At 40.5% G+C, this 21,153-nt stretch carries 14 protein-coding genes; 7 read left to right on the forward strand and 7 right to left on the reverse strand.

Annotated features, from left to right (window positions below; genetic code table 11):
* Nucleotides 1-71 precede the first annotated feature (71 nt).
* On the reverse strand, nucleotides 72-1,355 hold the full coding sequence (locus tag MSHOH_RS01175; RefSeq protein ID WP_048136774.1) for a UDP-glucose dehydrogenase family protein: 1,284 nt from the start codon (nucleotides 1,353-1,355) through the stop codon (nucleotides 72-74).
* 246 nt (nucleotides 1,356-1,601) lie between these two features.
* On the opposite strand from MSHOH_RS01175, the gene MSHOH_RS01180 reads away from it, so the two are divergent.
* The 6 genes from MSHOH_RS01180 to MSHOH_RS01205 all read left to right on the forward strand — a co-directional run bounded on the left by MSHOH_RS01180 (nucleotide 1,602) and on the right by MSHOH_RS01205 (nucleotide 7,905).
* Nucleotides 1,602-1,883 (forward strand): hypothetical protein, encoded by a 282-nt coding sequence (locus MSHOH_RS01180; RefSeq protein WP_239451343.1) that lies wholly within the window; start codon nucleotides 1,602-1,604, stop codon nucleotides 1,881-1,883.
* Nucleotides 1,884-2,509: 626 nt separating this feature from the next.
* Nucleotides 2,510-3,595, forward strand: coding sequence for a DUF354 domain-containing protein (locus MSHOH_RS01185; protein ID WP_048142989.1), 1,086 nt, complete (start codon nucleotides 2,510-2,512; stop codon nucleotides 3,593-3,595).
* Nucleotides 3,579-4,634 (forward strand): polysaccharide deacetylase family protein, encoded by a 1,056-nt coding sequence (locus tag MSHOH_RS01190; RefSeq protein ID WP_082089191.1) that lies wholly within the window; start codon nucleotides 3,579-3,581, stop codon nucleotides 4,632-4,634. The genes MSHOH_RS01185 and MSHOH_RS01190 overlap by 17 nt, the downstream gene beginning before the upstream one ends.
* The gene (locus MSHOH_RS01195) at nucleotides 4,618-5,544 is read left to right on the forward strand and encodes a glycosyltransferase family 2 protein (RefSeq protein ID WP_048136776.1); all 927 of its coding nucleotides are present in this window, start codon (nucleotides 4,618-4,620) and stop codon (nucleotides 5,542-5,544) included. The genes MSHOH_RS01190 and MSHOH_RS01195 overlap by 17 nt, the downstream gene beginning before the upstream one ends.
* A 44-nt stretch (nucleotides 5,545-5,588) precedes the next feature.
* Nucleotides 5,589-6,800: a glycosyltransferase family 4 protein gene (locus MSHOH_RS01200; protein WP_048136777.1), complete on the forward strand. Its 1,212-nt coding sequence runs from the start codon at nucleotides 5,589-5,591 to the stop codon at nucleotides 6,798-6,800.
* A 97-nt stretch (nucleotides 6,801-6,897) separates the two neighbouring features.
* Nucleotides 6,898-7,905, forward strand: a complete 1,008-nt coding sequence (locus tag MSHOH_RS01205; protein WP_048136778.1) for a GNAT family N-acetyltransferase — start codon at nucleotides 6,898-6,900, stop codon at nucleotides 7,903-7,905.
* A 125-nt stretch (nucleotides 7,906-8,030) separates the two neighbouring features.
* On the opposite strand, the gene MSHOH_RS01210 is transcribed toward MSHOH_RS01205, so the two are convergent.
* The 4 genes from MSHOH_RS01210 to MSHOH_RS01225 all read right to left on the reverse strand — a co-directional run bounded on the left by MSHOH_RS01210 (nucleotide 8,031) and on the right by MSHOH_RS01225 (nucleotide 13,851).
* Entirely contained in the window at nucleotides 8,031-9,491 is a 1,461-nt protein-coding gene (locus tag MSHOH_RS01210; protein WP_048136779.1) for a lipopolysaccharide biosynthesis protein, read from the reverse strand.
* 89 nt (nucleotides 9,492-9,580) lie between these two features.
* Complete coding sequence (locus MSHOH_RS01215; RefSeq protein ID WP_048136780.1) at nucleotides 9,581-11,521, reverse strand: hypothetical protein; 1,941 nt, start codon at nucleotides 11,519-11,521, stop codon at nucleotides 9,581-9,583.
* A 222-nt stretch (nucleotides 11,522-11,743) separates the two neighbouring features.
* A complete protein-coding gene (locus tag MSHOH_RS01220; RefSeq protein ID WP_048136781.1) occupies nucleotides 11,744-12,787 on the reverse strand; it encodes a polysaccharide deacetylase family protein in 1,044 nt (347 codons plus the stop codon).
* Between the two features lie 128 nt (nucleotides 12,788-12,915).
* A complete protein-coding gene (locus MSHOH_RS01225) occupies nucleotides 12,916-13,851 on the reverse strand; it encodes a UDP-N-acetylglucosamine 3-dehydrogenase (RefSeq protein WP_082089192.1) in 936 nt (311 codons plus the stop codon).
* Nucleotides 13,852-15,116: 1,265 nt separating this feature from the next.
* Between MSHOH_RS01225 and MSHOH_RS01230 the strand changes: the two genes are divergently transcribed.
* The gene (locus tag MSHOH_RS01230) at nucleotides 15,117-16,712 is read left to right on the forward strand and encodes a glycosyltransferase family 2 protein (protein ID WP_048136782.1); all 1,596 of its coding nucleotides are present in this window, start codon (nucleotides 15,117-15,119) and stop codon (nucleotides 16,710-16,712) included.
* A gap of 63 nt (nucleotides 16,713-16,775) precedes the next feature.
* On the opposite strand, the gene MSHOH_RS01235 is transcribed toward MSHOH_RS01230, so the two are convergent.
* The gene (locus tag MSHOH_RS01235) at nucleotides 16,776-18,887 is read right to left on the reverse strand and encodes a disaggregatase related repeat-containing protein (protein WP_048136783.1); all 2,112 of its coding nucleotides are present in this window, start codon (nucleotides 18,885-18,887) and stop codon (nucleotides 16,776-16,778) included.
* Nucleotides 18,888-19,271: 384 nt separating this feature from the next.
* Nucleotides 19,272-20,882 (reverse strand): right-handed parallel beta-helix repeat-containing protein, encoded by a 1,611-nt coding sequence (locus MSHOH_RS01240; protein WP_048136784.1) that lies wholly within the window; start codon nucleotides 20,880-20,882, stop codon nucleotides 19,272-19,274.
* Nucleotides 20,883-21,153 lie beyond the last annotated feature (271 nt).

The following is a 21,153-nucleotide window of genomic DNA, read 5'->3' on the forward strand; positions in this document are numbered from 1 at the left end:
AGAGATAAATAGATTGGAGAAAGACGGCCAAAAACTACATCAGTTATATTCAAGGGTAATCCTGCTGGTTCTCACCAGCAGAGCCCTTCATAATCAATATTTTTAGCTTTAATTACCCGCCTTCCATCAATAACTGTTTTTCCTTTCATGTTCTGGAATTCGGAATCAAGATTCCTGAACTCGTCCCATTCTGTCATCACAAGACAGGCGTCTGCATCTTTAAGCGCATCGGAAGCCTTACTACAATACTCAATTGCAGGAAAGATACGCTTCATATTCTCCACTGCCATCGGGTCATAAGCCGAAACTCTTGCCCCAAGTCTGAGAAGTTCAGCAATAACGGGAATTGATCTGGATTCTCTTATATCGTCAGTTTCATTTTTGAAGGCAAGGCCCAGGACTGCAATCTTTTTCTCCGCAAAGTCTCCGATTTTCCTCTGCAGAATTTCGGTCATAAGAAGGGGCTGTCTCTCGTTTACACTTATTACTGATTCAAGGAGCACAGGAGAGTACCCTATTGCTTTTGCCTTTCCTATAAGAGCTTTAACATCCTTAGGGAAACATGAACCTCCAAAACCTGCTCCTGAGTTCAGGAACTTTGGGGAAATTCTAAAGTCCTTACCCACAGCTTCCATGACCTCATAGGTATCGATTCCCAGTTTTTTGCAAATATTTCCTATTTCATTGGCAAAAGAGATCTTGGTTGCAAGCAGGGAATTGTTCGCATATTTTATCATCTCTGCAGTTGCCGGACCCGTACGTGTGACTTCACATTCAAAAGTCCGATAAAGCTCAGATACAAGGTCTCCTGATCTTCTGTCGATTGCTCCGATTACTATTTTATCAGGATGCATGAAGTCATGGACTGCCTTTCCTTCCCTCAGGAACTCCGGATTCATCGCAACACCGAAATCTTTTCCGGCTATCTTCCCTGACGCCTCCTCAAGAACAGGGAGAACGAATTTCTCTGTCGTTTCGGGGACTACTGTGCTTTTTACTACCACTACATGATACCTTTCTTTTTTTCCAAGGGCTGCACCAATACTTGCTGCTGCTGCTTTAACAATTGAAAGGTCTATACTTCCATCCTCTGCCGAAGGGGTTCCTACACAAATAAAGGAAATATCTGTTTCATTGACCGCAAATTCATAATCAGTAGTTGCTATGAGCTTTTTTCCTGCATATTTTTGCAAAAGCTCTTCAAGTCCTTCTTCGTATATGGGGGGAATGCCTGCGTTTATCTGCTCTGTTTTTTTCCTGTCGATATCTACGCAGATAACTTCATGTCCTACTTCTGCAAAACAGGCTGCAGTGACCGAACCTACATACCCTGAACCTATAACAGAAACTTTCATAGTCTTACCTCTTTCTCGTGAATTGAATAAGTAATCGATCCTAGTTCTTATTTAATTTTTTGATGAGTTCTTCATCATTTCCAAATCTTTAAGGTTCTCGCTTTCAGGCTTTCACATACTTATCCTTTTCGTACCCATTTAAATATTTATATAGTTTAACAGTTTATAAGTTTCTATAGTTAGAATTTAGTACATGTTCTGACAATACCTTTACCGCGATAATTTGGGGGATTTTTAGTGCTTTCTATGTTGATCCTGGGTACAGAAAAGCTCACTCTGGGAAATAGTTTTCCCGGTTCAGGCGTCTGTTTTGTTTATACGGACTTTGGAATTCCTGCATATTACAGGATAACAGTCCTGGGATTGATTGTCCTTCTGGGAATGAAAGAAATGCTTCTGGTTTCCAGAAAAGAAGATCGTTTTTCAATCGATTCTATTGAGATGGGGATATACTCACTACTAATATGTTTTGTTGCCAATTTCCTCTTTGCAGGGATAGAAATTATTTTCATAGGGTTGGCCCCTTAAATCTTTTAATTTTTTTATAATCTGACTATTTTCTTCCTTCATTAAAGAAAGTTGTCCTATTGAAATGTCAAGGAGTAAAAACAGGTTATTTTTTCTCATTTGTGAAGCTGTAGGAAAATCAGAATTATTCATGTTTTAAACTTCTTCCCCATCCTTAGTTCAGAATTTTACCTCCCAAAACTATTTATTTATGAACTATTTATTCTTTAATATAATAGTATTTGTTAGCGATCCTATCAGAATAAAAAATTTAGGTTTAAGGAGGCGCTATAATAGGGTGGGGCTATGGCCGGGGGGGCCAGAGTTGCTGCTACCCTGTTGTCCATAACAGGGAGATTTTAGGGACATTAAGTCTTAAAGGACGTTAAGTCTTAAAGGACGTTAAGTCTTACAGCAAGGTTAGGAAAAGAGACTTAGGAAGAATCAGGGTCCTATCTACTGCTTCTCTACAAACGAAGTAGAAAGACTCCCTGATTTCTTGAAACATCTTGCCTTATTTGTTTCCGGATTTGGCATATGTTTTCGCTTCTTATCTTCTTTTCTACTGCTGCCTTCCTGTAAGAAAAACTGCTCTTTTCCCTGAATGCGTACATTTATAAGTGGGGACCAGTTAGGGAGTGAAAATCTTGAGGATCATCGTTGATATAGGGCATCCTGCCCATGTTCATTTTTTCAAAAACACTATATGGAACCTTGAAAAGAAAGGACACCAGGTTGTGGTTGTCTCAAGGGATAAAGATGTCGTAATAGAATTATTAAATGCTTATAAAATTCCGCATACAGTTCTAAGTAAGGTTAAACCGGGAAAAGTTCACCTGTTTGAAGAGTGGTTTGTAAGAGAATCCAAGCTTTATAAAATCGCCCGTGAGTTTAACCCTGACCTTATTATAGGCATTCTTTCTCCTCCTGTTGCTCACGTTGCATGGGCGTTGGGAAAGAAATCCATAATCTTTAATGACACTGAACATGCAGAAATAGCCCAGAAAATGACCTATCCTTTCTGCAATATTATCTGCACTCCCACATCCTTTAACAGAGACGCAGGTAAAAAGCAGATCAGGTATAGAGGTTACCATGAACTGGCATATCTTCATCCAGCTTATTTCTCCCCGAATCCTGAGGTTTTACGGGAACTCGATGTGGAGATGGGCGAACCGTTCGTGATTCTGCGATTTGTTTCATGGAGCGCGCACCATGATGTAGGGCAGCACGGAATTGGTAATAAGCTAATACTTATTCAGGAACTCGAAAAATACGGGAAGGTCTTCATTTCTTCAGAAGGAAAAATGGCAGAAGAATTTGACCGGTACAGAATCAAGGTTCCCCCTGAAAAGATCCATAGTCTTCTTTATTATGCTACCTTATGCGTAGGTGAGGGTGCAACCATGGCTGTCGAAAGCGCACTCCTTGGGACTCCGTCAATCTATGTCTCTTCTCTTGCGGGAACTATGGGAAACTTCTCGGAACTCGAAGAGAAGTATGGTTTGCTTTTCAATTACAGTGATTCAGAAGCTGCTCTGAAAAAGGCTGTAGAACTTCTCAAGGACCCTGAACTTAAGAAAACCTGGAATCTCAAGAGAGCCGAGCTTCTCAAGGATAAAATCGACGTAACCGAATTCATGATAAAACTCATAGAGGGGACTCCTGGAAAAAGGCAGGGGAAAAAGCAAGGAGTATCCTTATCTGCGGTTTCGGATGAGAGCTATGCATGAATTATTGAAGCAAAAAGCAGGAATCTGGGACCTTTTCACCAGAAAAGAAGAATACCATTCTAATAAGCTTGACGAGCACGGCCGTTTCCTTTTTGCTGAAGAATACATGAGAAATGCCTCTAAACCTGAGGTTTCCAGATACCTGGTAGAAAACGGGATGGAGATTGAATTCCCGGAAAACAAAACCTTTGCTGTGTGCTTGACTCATGACATGGATGATATTTATCCTCCTCTTTCTCACAGCCTGCTGTCCTCATCCTGTTGCCTGAAAAATCTGGACTTTCGGGGTTTGGCAACTCAGTTTCTCTGGAAGTTCCGGGGATCTGAGTACTCCCCTTACCTTAATTTTTCCAAAATAATGGATCTTGAGGAAGATTTCGGGGCAAAATCTTCTTTTTATTTTATTGCCAGCAGAGAAGATCCCAATAGGTTCAGATACGATATAGAGGATTTGGAAAGCCGTCTGGGAGAGATTTCCGACAGAGGGTGGGAAGCTGGTTTGCACGGGGGATATTATTCATACGACAGTTCTGAAGCTATAAAAAATGAAAAAGAAAGGCTGGAAAAAGTATTGGGTAAAAAAGTCCTGGGATTTCGCAACCATTATCTCAGGTTCAAAACCCCGGAGACCTGGGAATCGCTGGCAGAAGCAGGTTTCAGTTATGACTCCACTTTCGGATTCAGCGAATCGGTAGGTTTCAGGAATGGTATGTGTCATCCTTTTAGACCGTATAATGTGAACAAAGACAGGGAGATAGACATCCTGGAAATTCCGCTTACTTTAATGGATGTCGCTCTCTTTAAGACTTCCAGATCTTTTGAAGAAGCCTGGAGACGCACAAAGGATTTGATAGACACAACAGCAAGGCTCAATGGAGTCATTACTCTGTTATGGCATAACTTCGTTTTCGGATGCAATTTCCGAGATGATTGGATCAAACTCTACGAAAAAGCACTGCACTACTGTTACGATAAAGGGGCATGGATGACAAGCGGGGAAGAGATTTACAGGTGGTGGGGAAATGAATTCCGATTTTAAAAGGAAGTACCTGCTGATTACACCTGCAAGGAACGAAGAAAAAAACCTGCCAGAGGTTTCGGAGTCTGTAGCCGGGCAGAAAATAACACCTGCACTCTGGATCATAGTAGACGATGGAAGTACGGATGACACTCCCAAAATTCTCGGAGTCCTGAAGGCAAAATACCCCTGGATTCAGAGTATAAGGCTTCCTCCAAGGCCAAGGGATATAACCTTCCACTATAGCTACGTCTGCAAGCAGGGATTTGATTATTCGCTGGAATACTGCAGGGAAAATGGAATTGAGTATGAGTACATAGGTCTTCTTGATGCCGATACTGTACTCGAAGAAAATTATTTTGGAAAATTGATGGATGAATTTGAGAAAAACTCTTCTCTTGGGATTGCAAGCGGAGGGGTTTACTATGATGTGGACGGCAAGCTTTCACGAGAAGTAACAGATATAAATCTGCCTCGAGGCACTGGAAGGCTCTGGAGAAAAGCCTGTTTCCTCGAGACCGAAGGCTATCAGATAGAACCTTCTCCTGATTCTATTTCCAATACTAAAGCTCTCCTTAGGGGCTGGCAGCTAAGGCAGTATGCAGATGTGATCGAGACCCAGAAAAGAAAAACGAGTGCCGGAGAGGGGCTCTGGAAAGGGTATGCCAAAAATGGCTGGATGGCCTATTATGTGGATAAAAGCCTGTCTATGGTTCTATTCAATATTCTTTATCGTTCCCTGAAATCTCCATATTACCCGGGTATCGCATACTTCTATGGATATTTGAGTTCGGCTATTAAAAGGGAGAAAAAAATTCAGGACCCGGAGATAAGGAGTTACTATAAAAATCAGAATCTGGGGTTTTTGTTTTCCAGAATTTCGGGAGCCTTCAGCCGCAACTCTATGGACCTCAAACAGGGAGAGCAATAAACGAATTAAATATTTTGAGACAACTCTGATTTAAAAGTGATAGTATGAAGTTGCTCTTTCTGGATATAGTGTGGCCCCTTTACCTGGCTGATGGTTCGCTTATTCACAGGCATGAACTTGTAAGCAACCTTGCAAAGCTGGAGAATGAAGTTCATATCTTCACCACTGATACCTCTACTCTTTCTCATCTGGATAACATCCGCAGTCACTACGTACGTCCTGGAAGCCTGCTTTCTCTCACAATCAATTATTTCAGGAGTTCTGCAGGTCTGGTCGGCTCTGGAAGTTTTGATGTGCTATATACCAGAAATCCGAATTTTGGCTTTCTTGCCGGGCTCTTTTGCAGGGGCCGATACAAAGCTCTTGTTTACGAATTAAATGGAATTCCAGAGGATGAAACTAGCCTTATTAAATTAAGACACGGTGAAGATAATTTACAGGGAAGAGGGACAGGAGAGCTATTAAGATATTTTTCTTCTGCAAAATCCAGGTTAAAGATTTTTATTCTGAGAAACGCTCTCGGGTTTTCGGATAAAATTATCGCAGTGACTCCTGGAATTAAAGCGAACCTTGAGAGTGCTTATCTAATTCCTGGAGAAAAAATAACCGTTGTACCTAACGGAGCAAATACCTCGCTGTTCAAACCTCTTGCTCAGGACGCCTGTAGAAAAGAGCTTGGGCTTGACCCGGAAGCCCCTTATATTTGTTTTGTGGGAAACCTCGCTCCCTGGCAGGGAGTCGAGTATCTTGTAAAGGCAGCTCCTTCAATACTCTCCAGATATCCTGGGTGCCGTTTTCTTATTGTCGGGGACGGGGTTATGAAAAATGAGCTCTTAAACCTTTCAAGAGAGCTCGGGATCGAAGACAGGTTTATTTTTACAGGTGTGGTTCCTTATGACCGCGTACCGGCTTACATCAATGCAAGCGATGTCTGCGCTGCACCCTTTATTTTGGCAAGGAATGCAAAAATAGGGCTTTCCCCTCTGAAGTTATACGAGTATATGGCTTGCGGAAAGCCTGTTGTTGCAAGTGCTATCAGTGGGGTTGCTGATGCACTTGAGGCTTCGAAAGGAGGAATTTCCGTCCTTCCGGAAAATCCGGAAGCTCTTGCAGGGGCTATCTTAAAGCTGCTTGAAAATAAGGAATTGAGAGCGAGTATGGGCTCAAAAGGTTTAAGTTATGTTACTGAAAATTACAGCTGGTACAGTGTTGCGAGACAGGTAGACGGAGTCTGCAAATCAGGGCTCAAGGACTGAACATTAAAAGCTGTCTTTCTATTAATACTATAATTTATTGAATAACTACTATAATTTATTGAATATCTAAATTATTATCTGTCAAACGGGGCTTAAAATGGACGAAGTTGAAGTTAGAGAATTAATGCCGTCTGAATACAAAGAATGGGATTTGCTTGTGGAAAAAGCTCAACCCGGTACGCTCTTTCACACAAGTGACTGGCTGGAAATCTGCAGGGATGTCCTTTCCAGAGACTTTAAGATTTATGGATGTTTTAGAAACGGCGAGCTTGTGGGTGGATGTCCCATTTTCGTTAAAAACATTAAAGGTATGTTGAAAATAGCTTCCTCTACCTGTAATATGACCGATTATTGCGGTCCCCTTATAAAAGAAGGAGCCAGCTCTAAAGCCAGCAAACGTATGCAGGATACGCATGAGATTCTTGGGGCCCTCAGGGAATTTCTCTGCAAGCAGGGGTTCGATAGTATTCACCTCACCCTCTCTCCTGGGCTTGAAGACGTAAGACCTTTTACCTGGAAAGGATGGGAGTCAAGCGTGCGATACACTCATCATCTGGACCTTAAAGAAAACGTAGACAGCAACCTTTCGAGAAAAATCCGGAGGGAACTTAAGAGCGCAGAAGAAGCAGGGCTTAAAACGAGATCTTCAAACGATCCTGAGACTTATTACCACCTGCTTTCCCTTGTCTATGAGAAACAAAATCTGGAACCTCCTGTGCCAAAGGGATTCTTTGAAAGAGTATTTAAATTGATCCAGGAGAAAGATGCTGGCTATATGTTTGTCTCGGAGACTCCCGAAGGAGAAGTAGTTGCATCTCATCTTAACCTGTATGGTAAGAAATGTACTGTTACCTGGTCTTCAGCCCTGAACCCCGAATTCGGCAGAATGGGTCCCAATGCACTTCTATATTATAACGAGTTTCTCGACCTCAAGGCCAGAAATTTCGAATATATGAATGTAATGGCAGCAAACATTCCAAGATTTGCGGACTTTATTATGGGTTTTTCCCCGAAGATTGTCCCTTATTATACTGTAACCCTGCGCAGCAAAAAGTATTCCCTCATGAGAATATTGTATCAGGCTACGCATGAAGAAACTGAATGATGAGCAGAAATCCTCTTTCCCGAAACTTTATCTTCCTGAATCTTTTTTCTCACAAGGCTTCGTAGAAGCTCTTAGAATAATAGCTTCTATCGAACCCATTCCTGAGTAAAAGATTTAATTCTCCTTCAGCTCCTATTTTTTACTTTTACAAGAAAAGATGAGAACATTTTTCTGAACATAGGATCTTCATGAAGGGCTATTAAGTAATACACAACTGTTACGACTACAGCTACAAACATTATTACATAAAAGTTCGAAGAAATCAATTCTATCAGAATTAACGGGGTCGAAACGATGAGGCTTATTACCGCGTATTTCACAAGAACTCCTATACTTTCTTTCTTGCTAATTCCTGCAAGCCCAAGGAGGTATGCATTGTTCCAGAGCCAGAACGCTATCCCTGTAAAACTGTACAGGGCAAGGGCGAATTCAGGAGTTCCATGACTTCCTCCGATGATCAGTGCTATTATCCTTGAAGCAAGAAGAGCTATGCTAAAGATGAGCCAGACTTTCTGCTTTTCAAATACGTTATAGAGAGTTGTTATAGGCGAAGAAAGAAAGACAAGGAATATCCAGGGGACAAGGATTCTCACATATATACCTGAAATACCCCACTCTTCTCCGAAAGCAAATGTGAAGATCTGCTCCCCAAGAAGCATCAGGAGTATCATAGGGAAAAGACCTATTGAAATCAGTTTATTATAAACTTCGCTAACTATAGTCTTCATGTTTCCTTCCCCATTCCCGTTCTTAACCTCGCTTACCTTCTGGAAAAAGACCTGCCCTATAGCGCTGCCGACAATCCCCATTGGCAGGTTTACAACCTGATTTGCAAGTGAGAAATGTCCTACAACCGAGGTGCTGTAAAAGTATGCAAGCAAAAAAGCAGGGACCTGTGGGGAAATAGTGTTCGCGATCGACGACCAGAAGCTGAATAAAGGAAAATCTTTGTATTGAATAGCCAATTCTTTCATTCTTTTTATTGATACTTTTTTGAAAACCTGAATATCTTTTTTTACGCCTTTAAGCATGAAGAGGTCTGCAAATGCGAATCCCGCAATATATCCTCCTATCAGGCCAAATGGAGTAACACTCGACTTCGCAAGCCCTATTTGAAGTACCTTTGTTGTTAGGGTGTTTGAAACTCTGGACCCTGCGATAACCCCGAATCGGGTCTTTCTTGAAAGCCAGTAGTTTTGCACAAAAAATATCCCATTAAGGAATACTATCAGTGGAAGAAGAGGCAGGTACTTCGAAATCCCGGGCGTATTAAATATATCATCGATATTTCCCGGAGCAAGTAACACTACGACACCTACAAGTAAAGATGTAATAGTTACCAGTATAGTGCACATAGAGGTAACATTTGCAGCGTCTTCCTCTGTTTTAGGTAGCATGATTGCAAGTTGATATGAAAAAGTAGAAACTATCACAAGTATGCCTGAGATTGAAATAAAAAGCTGGAAAATTCCAAAATCATCTGGATTATAAATTCTTGTGATTATGGGTATGAGAAGTATTCCCAGAGCCTGTGCAGCAACACTTCCTGATACTAGTTTCAGTACATTAGTAATAAAGTTAGACATAGGGGTTCAACCTTTTAATTATATTAACTCAGTTCCAGTCATGGATAGGTGTTTTCACTCAAGCGATTTATATAATAGTTTCCAATGGATCATTCATTTTTTACTTCTTTACTCTCTTTAAGATAAGCAAGTACCTCTGCATTGTCATACACCAGAGCATACTCCGGAGCTTCGAAGCTGTTAAAGAACTCCACCGGTAATGGCTTGATTATGTTTACCCCGTATCTATTCGGATCATTTATGGATGTAGGCTCCTTAAGGGATGATCTTCTTAGCAGTATCATACGATCGCCGCTTATTTCTCCTGTCTCTATCTGGTTCGTATCAAAGTATGTTGCATTATTTGCATCGTATCCCGGATCCCTGTAAAAAATACAGCTGTCATAAGGAGAATCCATTAAAATGCTTCCTGAGTACGCTCCAGTTAAGGTTTTCATAGCCTGAATTTCAATGTTCTTGAACTGGTTTCTTACGGTTGTATCTTTTCCTACCAGAGGGTTGTCTTTATTAATCCCCGGTGTGGTGACCATTACAAATGAGAATAATAGCAGTATAATAAAGACTGCAGGAATTTTTGCTTTTTTAGAGTTGAACAGGCTTACAAGTTTTAGTATATATGAAGCAGCTACAAGCACCAGAAATACTCCTATTAGAGGGAACCACCTGCTTGTGAGGAAATTTCTCATACCCAGTAAAGGAATTCCGTAGGCTAAGCTGTAAAGAATTGCAACAACAATTGCAATTGAGAACTTATCTATTTTTTCGGCATCTCTCCGGGAAAACCAGGTCAGAACTCCTCCTATTGCGAAGAAAGGCAGGGCAAGGTAACTTATGTGAAGTATCAGTGTCTCCATCGGGTCCTGATTGGTTGCTGTTCCCGTGATAAGTTCGTCACTCGAGTAACCGGACCCTGCCTGAAGTACCTCCACAAGAGGCCTGAAAATCATCTCAAAAAAGGAGGTATCCTGGGTAACATATGTAAACATCCAGTAGGTTTGAAGGCTAATTACAAAGAAAAGGATATAGTTAAAGCTGGCTGCTTCAACAGGCAAACTTCCATATAGGAGGTTATGAAGGTATTTCCCTGCTAATATTGATACTATAGCCAGAAAAACCACAAAAGTGGTCAACTGATGGGTCAGCACTATTAGAATCGTAGTCAGGAGAAGAAGACCTGTCTGCACCAGACCCGGCTTTTCGCTGAAGATTGCATAGAGAATAATTATAAAGTAGCAGAGAACCAGGGAACCCGGAGTTATGTTAGCAATTCCAGTGACAATATTGTGGTTGTTCAGGTTTATTAGTAAAGCGGCAAGTAACCCCATCTGGGGACCTTCAAGTTTCTTCCCTATAAGGTAAATCCCTGCCGTGCTGAAGATATTGGCAAAACCTATAGAATAAAAGAAACTGTCTTTGACATCCAGTCCACCCATAAGCTGGGTCATCGAGACAAAAATATGTGCAAGAGGATAATAGAAATATTTACTGCTGACTTCAATCGGAGGGACAGCCCCGGTGTCGGTAATCAGTTTTGACATACCTGCATGAAAGTAAGCATCATAGCCCATAAGGCTTGGAAAATTGTAATAGATTCCGGCTCTTATCAGAATTGAAAGCAGGAATATTTGCAGCAAGATCGGAGCTACCCTGTCTCCTTCTCTTACATAAAGGATTTCCGAGGCTATGATACCTGCGAGCACGCATATAAGTATAAAATAAGATATTGGCCTGTAGTACAGGTTCATGCTGTAGATAAAGATACTTATCAGAAAGACAAGATAAAAGGAAAGGTTGAGTATATTCCTCAATCTGTCTTTTCCTGAGGAAATGGGGGCTTCGTTTTTAAACTTCTTCCTGAACACAGAGTAAATCAAGCAGGCAGAAAGAACAGCAATTCCAATGTCCTGCTGGTTTAAGTTGATCAGGTAATATAAAGAAACAATGAATAAGCCTAAACTGAATCCTGTGAAGCTGAGAATCGTGTCCAGATTCCCGGTAAACTTCTCTTTATATTTTTTTCCAATTTCCATATGACCCACGACATAATAAATTTTCTTTGAGATTAAATAGTTTCCCGATGAATTATTTTTCTCTTACAAACAGAACTATCTTACTTATCGGTCTGCGGTTTCTTTTACTCGCTCCTTTCAAGCTTTATTTTTAAGCTTTAATATCTGTCTTTTCTCCCCTTTTCCCTCTAATTAATCACGCTTTTTAAATTGATATCTCTTTTACTTTTTTTAGATTTATAATTATCCTTGACTGTCGTATTCTTCTTTCCACCAGTTACAAATCTGAATTCCCGGAGCCATCCATGCTCCTTTTTCGGAACAGTGCTGCAAGAGTTTTTTATAAAATACCAGGTATTCTCCCTGCATATACGTATTATGCCAGAGAACCGTCAGGACTCCTCTGCAGCGTTCAACTGTAAGGATTAACATTTCCGTAAGAGCCCATGCGTGCTCGAAGTCCAGACGCATCTGACTTTGAAAAAGAGTTGTATCCATTATAGTTAACGGGAGTTCCAGGATATTGATTTCTTTTCCGGTTTTAAGGTTATATGGTTTGAAAGGATGGCACATCCCGTTTCTGAAACCTGCGCAGTCATGGTATCCGAAAGTTGAGTCATAGCTGAAGCCGGCATCTGCCAGCAGTTCCCAGGTTTCCGGAGTTTTGAACCTGAGATAATGGTTTCTGTATCCCATTACTTTTTCTCCGAGGACTTTTTCCAGCTTTTGTTTTTTCTTTTTTATCTCAATCAGGTTGTTGTAAGCTTCATGCCCTCCGTGAAGTCCTACTTCCCATCCTTCTTCAAGAATGTAGCCAAGTTCTCCTTCAAGTTCTTCAATACTAAAGGTGAAATCTTCATTTCCCGGATCAAGGGTCAGAAAATAGAAAGTAGATTTTGCCCCGTATTTTTCTTCAAGATCCATTATACGCCTGAAATTCCATAAAGGGTTCCACGTTTTATTTATTCTTGAAAACGGAAGCATTGAAGCTTCCGCAAACTGCCCTCTTTTGAGAGCCTTTACGGTCCTTGCCGCAGTGTTTAACGTGTCAATGTACACAAAATCAATATCATGAGTAAGACATACGGCAAATTTTTTCCCTTCGGGATACTCCGGATTCAGTCCGTTTTTCAACAAAAACTCTGAAACCTCAGGCTCAAAAACGTTTCTTTGCCTGCTCAGGTAATAAGGAAATCTTCCATACTTATCCAGCAAGGCAGCATTGTATTCCTCCTTTTTCGTAAATAACTCCCATAAATCTCTGTTCTGCTCTACCTTCTTAAGCACTTCATCAGCCTCGAAATTACTGCTCGCTTTTCTATGATTTTTTAAATGATGTTTTCATTCCTTTTCTATCTGCAAACAAAAGCAATTTAATGAGAAATTCCACGGAGATTGCTCCATCTTGCTGCAGTTCAGATCTCAATCATTCTTTCTTCTCTATATGACCGGATTGCAGCCAGAGCAACTTCCAGAGCATGCTTTCCTTCTTCTCCTGAAGGTCTGGGGCAGGTTCCGTCTCTTGAACAGCCGATAAAATGAGAAAGTTCTTTTTGAAGGGGTTCGGCTCTTTCTACCTTGGCTTTCCAGACCCAGCTGTCGTCGTGAAGCTCAACACTTTGATCAAGATAGTCCAGGTACGCAACTCCCTTCAGACCAACAGCCGTAAGCTTTCGGATTTTGTGGGGGGTAAGCCAGTTCGTTTCTAAAAGGCCTGAGTACTCATGGTTCAGGCGCAGGTGAACAGTTGCATGATCCTCAGATGAATGAATATCTGATCCCGCTACGGCATAAACCTGTTTTATCTTCATTCCGTAAACAAAAGAGATTATATCTATGTCATGGACTCCAATATCCAGGATTACTCCCACATCTCTTATTCTTGGATTGTAAGGTCCGACTCTTCTGGTTGAAATTGAGACTATCTTCCCCAGGATTCCAGAATTAATGATCTCTTTTAATTTTAGAACGGCAGGATTAAATCTCTCTATATGTCCTACCATCAGATGTCTGTCCATCTCTTCAGCAGATTCGATCATTGCAGTTGCATTTTCTACGCTGTCTGCAATGGGCTTCTCTACAAGCACGTCTATTCCTGCTTCAAGAGCATCAAGCACTATAGGGCAGTGAAGAGTAGTAGGAGCTGCAATACTTATTGCGTCAAGCTTTATTTTCTCGAACATCTTTTTATGGTCTGCAAAAGGTAGTGTATCATATCTTGCCGCAAGCTCTTTTACCCTTGAAGAATTGGGATCTGATATCCCTGTTAGTCTCACATCTTCCATTTCACTATAGATCCTGATGTGATTCTCCCCCATGTAACCGGTTCCAACTACTCCTACATTTATCAATCTTTTACCCCCACTAATAATACATCAAGCGCTTTTTCCTTAACTTCCCCAATATCCTGAAAAAGCGTAATACTTTAACACGGATAGTATGCTATGAATAAAATAAAAACCCATTCTTCAAAAATAGGCATTAAGTTCTTGCTTCTTTCTCAGATGACCCCGGTTCAGTTTTTCTTTATTCTTCCTTTCATTGTATGGAAAAATTCTCGGAACACATGCAAACTAAATTTCAAGTTCTCTTACCCCAGTTGACGGCATAATGTTTTAACAGTATGCGGTCTCTCTCTAAATGAACAAGTATTATTATAATGTAAGTTTGAGCCCTGTATTAGTATTTTTTATCAGTTTACTCTAACTATCTGAATATTCCAGCCTTCTCTGCTTAATTTTTTAAAGCCTATTGACACTTTCATATATTTTGCCTTTATTTCTCTCAACCAAATAACTCCAATAACTGCTTCATTCCTCGTAGAACAGAGCTGTGCAGGTGAATTTTTTTATCCCTTTTATAATCCCACATCTCTTTCTTTTCCTTATATCCGGAGGAATAAATAAGCTTCCTATCGATGTATTATTTTTCTTAATGCTATTGTGAGAGATCCAGGAGTTTTTACAGTGCTTATTATATACTCTTCTTAAATCAGGAACAATATTATTCTTATAATGGACGATTACTGCCTTTCACAGTACTTTTTCACCCTTTCGATCTCGCAAGTCGGTAAAATCCTTAAATTATCGATCCATGAAAGCTATGCTGCGACAGATAATTAAGTTCGAGCACATCACTGCAGTTTATTCTCTCTTCTTAGAATAATTTATACAGTAATTTTCCAGACTGATGTGCCATCAAAAAAGCTATTCTGGGGCAACATTTCTTTATTTTTGCAGAAATGAGCTGTTTTTTTGCATTTGCTGTTAACACGTAAATTGCAGGGAATTAATTACCTCTTATCGCAAATTTACCTGTTAAATATATTCTTTTTCCAAATATTCAGAAATGTACCTCGATTTTGTAATATTCCGGATATTTAAAAGTCAGAATAATAAAAATTATAATTCTTATTTATGTATTAGCAAATTTCTATCTAATGAAAGGAAAATTCCAGTAAATTGTTAATATTTTAACAAATTATTTTCAGTTGGATCGCAATTATATAAACATTTTTATCAAAATATTTTTTAAATGATAGCCTTTAATAATTTTGTTTTTATACACATACAGGGGGTTATATTATAATTCATGCTTATAAGGGGGTGGAGAGGGTTTGTATTCAGCCCTTACACTTTGTCTTAATTCTCTAATTTCCGATCCTATCAGTATAGTCTCATCGCCATCTCAACTTTCAGATAGGCCTCTAAAACACGAATTCACGGTCTTGATTCCAGCTCAAAATGAAGAGGCTTCCATCGGGAGTAAAGTCCTGCTTGCGGCGAGTTACGCGGACCGTGTACTTGTGCTTGATAAAGGTTCTACTGACCGAACTATGGAAGTGGCAGCTCTTGGTGGAGCAAGAGTCGTTCCTCTGGCAGGAGGAGAGGAAGCATTGCTCAAAATCCTTTACAGGGCATCCCTCGATTCGGAGCTCGTTGTTCTTATCTATCCTGATTGCATGCAGGACATAGATCTGCTTTCTCATGTCCTTGAGCCTCTGAAGCAGGGTTTTGACCTTTCGGTGGGTTCCTGGCCCTGCCGCGTTTCCTGTGAGCAGGAGACAGTTATGCTTCTGAACGGGAAAAGTACCTTCAAGGAAAAGATTGGCTTCCTTGCCGTAACATCAAGAGCGCTTCAAAACATTAGCTCGGGCAAAGAACATCTTTCTTTGAAATCCCTGCTTTCTGCTGCGAAAACCGAAAAACTTAATGTTAACTACCTGAGCTTTGACGTTGACCCGGCATTCAGGAAGCTTGAAAGTACCCGAATAGGGATCGTAGTACCTGCCTATAACGAGGAATTGCTTATCGGTGAAACCCTGAGTGGGATTCCAGAGTACGTGGATCGGATTTATGTTATCGATGACGGGAGTACTGACCGGACAGGAGAAATTGTAAAAAAGTTCGGAGATTCAAGAATTGTTTATCTGCGCCACGAAGTAAACAAAGGTGTCGGGGCAGGTATAATTGACGGGTATAAGCTTGCTCTAAAAGACGAAATGGACATTGTAGCAGTTATGGCCGGGGATAATCAGATGGATCCTGCCCATCTTCCCAGGTTGATTTTTCCGATTATTGAGGGGCTGGCTGACTACACAAAGGGTAACCGTCTTCTCTCTGATAATTTTATGACCGGGATGAGCAGGTGGCGATCCTTTGGAAACCTTCTGCTGAGTTTCCTGACTAAAATAGGTAGTGGATACTGGCACGTCATGGATCCGCAGAACGGGTATACAGCTATTTCCAGGCAGGCCCTTGAGGTTATCGATCTGGATTCGGTTTATCCTTATTACGGCTATTGTAACGACCTGTTAATCAAGCTTAACGCCTTTGGAATGAGGGTTATGGATATAGTGATTCCTGCCCGTTACGGCAGAGAGAAGTCCTCTATAAAGTACAGTAAGTATATCCGTAAGATTTCACCCATGCTCTTCAGGGGCTTTCTCTGGAGGCTAAGGATCAAGTACACAGTCCTTGATTTCCATCCTCTAGTTCTTTTCTATTTCCTTGGGATGCTTGCTTTACCTCTGAGTGTCTTTCTTGGTTTCTGGGGATTGTTGCAGATACTGCTTCAAAATCCACTTCCGTCCTATTACCCACTGCTCGGTTTTCTCGTACTGGGCACCGGGCTTCAAATGCTCCTGTTCGGAATGCTTTTTGATATGCAGGTTGAAAAGAAAAGGAGTGAAAGAGTAGGACTTGCTCGTTAAGATCTGGAAGGTAAACTTCCGGATTTTTTATATGCTACAAACTTCAGTGCTTTTCGGATTGTATTATTCGTCTGCATATTCTATAATAAGTTTGGGCCTCTGGCTTTTGTTTTGCCATTCCGAACTGTAAAAGGCAATATAATTACTGCTTTCTTCTCTGGCTTTTATAAGGAAGCCGGTATTTTCATAATTTCCGCTGGCGTATTCCTGAACAAGTTTTGTTACGTCCAGTTCACAGTATCTGTCATCCGGAAGATTGCTTCCCTTGATAGTTATTGTAGCATACGGCGTATCCCCCTGAGAAACACCGTTTTTATCGTACCAGTCTCCTCCCGAGTTCTGCCAGAGAGTTCCTGTTTCTCTTGATTCCCAGGTAACATGTTCTTCACACCATTTTTCCGGCCTGTATACTTCCAGAATAGTATCTTCCGGCCTGGTCTCATCAGGGTAATACCAGAACATAAAAAGGGTTGCTTTCTCAATTTCATATGTTTTTCTTAGCTGGCTCAGATCAAACAGTATGACATCCCTGTACTTTCCACTTTCTGGCCTTTCTCCCACATCTATATACTCAGTTTCCCTGAATGTCGTATTAGAAGATTCTTCTTTTAATCTGTTATCTGAGACGACCGAAGGCAAAGCAATTTTAAGACCTTCATTATCAGATCCTCCCGAAGTAAAGCCTGAAAAGATACTTTTCACGAATCTTATAATCTCTGAGATAACTCTTTTAATAGCCGACTCAAGACCTTCTTCCTGCCCTTCTTCCTGTTCTATATCAATGCCATCATCGTTTATCTCATAAGATAATCCCTGCGGTCCGGCTTTTATAGCCTCTGCACAAGGTAAGTTATCCGGCACCGAAGATCCATTTTTATCCAGCTGTTCTATAAGTGCAGGATCCACTTCTATATCCGATGTAGAGCTGGCATACATATAGTTCCCACCAGCATTGTTTAAGAGACAGTTGTTTTGAAGAATGAATGAGTGAGTGTCTTTTAACTCATTATTGAAAGCATAACCTTCTCCTGCTGCAGGACTTGACTGGCTATTAATTATTATATTATTTCTTGCAATGGTTGTATATCCTGACCCTGAAGATGAAAACTCGCCGTCTACCTCTTTGTGAGCAATTGCCGCTCCGTAGCACCCGTCGAATATATTATTTTCTATCAGAGTATCGTAAAAACCATTGAGAACTACACCCCCGGACCAGTCAGCACCGGGATTAATGCCGGTTTTGTAAAACTTATTATTGTGGATGCGCACATTTTTTGCAGAGTCTTTCGAATATGCAGACCCATAACCTGTAATCCAGACCCCTGCGGCATTAGTTTCATATAGCAGATTATTGAAGATTTCAATATCATCCATTACTGTGGAAGAACCTGCTTTCTGGATTTCAATTCCGGCTCCTCCTTCTCCCTCGGAATTAATAATGTTATTATAGAATTTCACATGATTTCCATTATATATCCTGAGTCCGCTGTTTGTTCTACACGTTATTTTATTATTCCATGCCTCTACGTTTGAGGAGTAAATAATATAAAGAGCATCATGTCCGAGTTTATATATTGTGTTATTATAAAATTGGATATTGGAACCTTTCACCACTTTTAGCCCGTCTCCGTGGCTGTCGTGCATATACATATCATAAACGCTGATATTTTTGCAGTTGAGGAAATGAATCAGGTTGTAGTACCCTTTTCCCCTGCCTTTTTCTTTGTTTCCATCATGGTTTCCGTCAATTTCAAAACCTCTTACAGTAATGTTCTGGTTTCCCGAGCTATCTATCTGGGTAATCAGAGGCTTCTCTTCTGGCCAGCCTGCTTTATCCTCAAGTTTTATTACAGCTGTGTGGTCTCCTTCCAGGATAGTATTGCTTCCAATGAAAATGCTGCCTGAGATAACGTATGCGTTGGGGCCTTTCAAATAAACGGTTGTATACTCCGGATGTTCTGCAACATATTCGAGGGCTTTATTGATCTCTACCTGATCATCAGTTCCATCACAATTAAAATCCCCGCTCCCATCAGTGTTTACATAAACTGTCATTTCAGACAAGGCATTTGAGAGGGCAACAGTTGCACTTGCAATCAGAATAATCAGAGTTAAGATCAGGATTCCCTTTTTCTTTTTTTCTCCCTGTCTATGTATCCACTGACTTTTTATCATTTTGTACCCCCAATACCCTTAATATAACTCTCTAAGCTTAAAAAAAGTTATCTGTTATGATTTATAAAAAATTTTTAAAGTAAATGTTTGGATATCCTTTATAGCTTGATGTCCGAAGAGCTTGATTTTTAGATAAATCACTTTTCAATTTCTATAAAGTTATTAACAGATATTCTATGATGATTTGTAAATCTTTGAGATGTAGTAAAGACCCGGTATGTGATAAGGATTTAGTATTCATCGGAGTTCAAAAAAGAGTTTTAAATTGGGTTTACTGAACCGGGGCGAATTTAACTTTAGATATTAAAAACAAACCCCTGAAAGTTCAAGTCAAAACCTCTTTTAAGGACTAAAAATTAACCTTAGAGAGAACCTGAAAAAGCGTTAAATGTGAATTTTAAAGCAGAATAGAAGGAAGATTCTCAGGAGTATCCTGAATATCCTCCATTCAGGTGAAAATATCTGATTCCACCAGGCTATATATCCGGGCATAACTCCTGACCTGGAGGCTTCTTCAGTATTTCCGTACCTTCCGATATTGATTCTCTGTCCATTGTCTTCAGTCTCCTGTGAGTAATCAGAGGATGGATACCCTGCATCAATACACGGAGAGCTCCGGATATCTTTTACCCACGTATTCCCGTTCCACCTGCCACCTGCTGACCTGAGATGGTAATCATTTTCTTTCTGATTTACGAAAAGGGGGTTTGCATAAATATCGCTTGTTGATGTTGCATTTCTATACTCTCCTGCCGCATTATCGTAAAAGCAGTTATTTTCCAGTACGAAACTATGGGTTTCCGGGAGATAATTGACAACACCAAATCCTGTCCCGCTCGACTCGCTTTTGCGCCGTTCAGTATTTGTAATAATGTTATTACGGACAATTGTAGTGTATCCTGTACCTTTAGGTGAGAGATCTGTAGAGTAGCCTGTAGGGTACATAAGGACGATGGCAGAATGATACGTGCCGTCAAACACGTTATTTTCAATCAGGGTATTGTTAAATCCGCTGGTTACAATACCTCCTACCCAGTCAATACTCGGGTTTGTGCCTGTGCTGTAGAGCGTATTGTGATGGATATGGACACCCTGTGCTTCTGCCACAGGGTAACTGCCATAAGCCACCAGCCAGATGCCAGGACCATAAGTGTTGTGGATTGTATTGTTATATACTTCTACATCATCCATGATGGCTGAAGATTTTTGAATCTGAATTCCGGGCCCGCCTGCGCTCCAGTGATAAAAAGAACTAATAGTATTGTCATGAAATTTTACATGATTTGAGTTCCACACTCTAAGCCCACTGTTAGTCCTGCAGGTTATTGTATTATTCCAGGCTTCTATATTTTGAGACTGGATCCCATAAAGGCCGTCGTGTCCGAGCTTATACACTACATTATTGTAAAATTGAATATTTGAGCTGTTTTCTATTTTCAGTCCGTCTCCATGACTATCATGCATATACATATCATGAACCTGAATATTCTTCGAGCTGGTAAAGTAGATCAGGTTATAATATCCGGCACCTCTCTTTTTTTCTGCATTGCCGTCATGGTTTCCGTCTATCTCAAAGCCCTTTATAGTAATATTACTAATCCCTGCATTATCTGTCTGTGTGATCAGGGATTGGTTCCATGACCAGTCTGCTTTGTCTTTAAGCTTTATCACAGCTGTAGGGTCTCCCTGCAGGATAACATCACTTCCGACAAAGATGCTCTCTGAGATAACGTATGTGTTAGGACCTTTCAAATAAACGGTTGTATACTCCGGGTTCTCTGCTATGTATGCAAGGGCTTTATTGATCTCTACCTGGTCGTCAGTTCCATCACAGTTAAAGTTCCCACTCCCGTCTCCAGCCACATAAACCGTCATGCCTGATGGTGTAGTGGATAAGGTAGTCGTCACCATTATAATCAGGAACATACAAACTGCAATGTAAACTCCTGTTTTTTTCCTTTTTCCCCATGTGTTTATAAGGTCCTTTCCTTTCATTTTTTATCCCTGTACCCTGGAGATATAAAACCTTCCAAACTTGAAAAAAGTTTATTGCTGGAAGGAAGGTACTGCCAATGGAGTTTTTAAAAAGCCTGATCTTTTCAGTCATTTCGCAGGTTAAATTTTTGCAATAATTCAAAATGATTCTTTTAACGTCTTCGTTTTTTCTTGGATATACGGGTTACTACATAAAGATACTAGTCATTGATTACGGCAGTATACAAAAAGCTTATGTGCTTAAAATTATCACAATTGTGTAGTAAACTCT

Source organism: Methanosarcina horonobensis HB-1 = JCM 15518, assembly GCF_000970285.1.
Taxonomy (GTDB): Archaea; Halobacteriota; Methanosarcinia; order Methanosarcinales; family Methanosarcinaceae; genus Methanosarcina; species Methanosarcina horonobensis.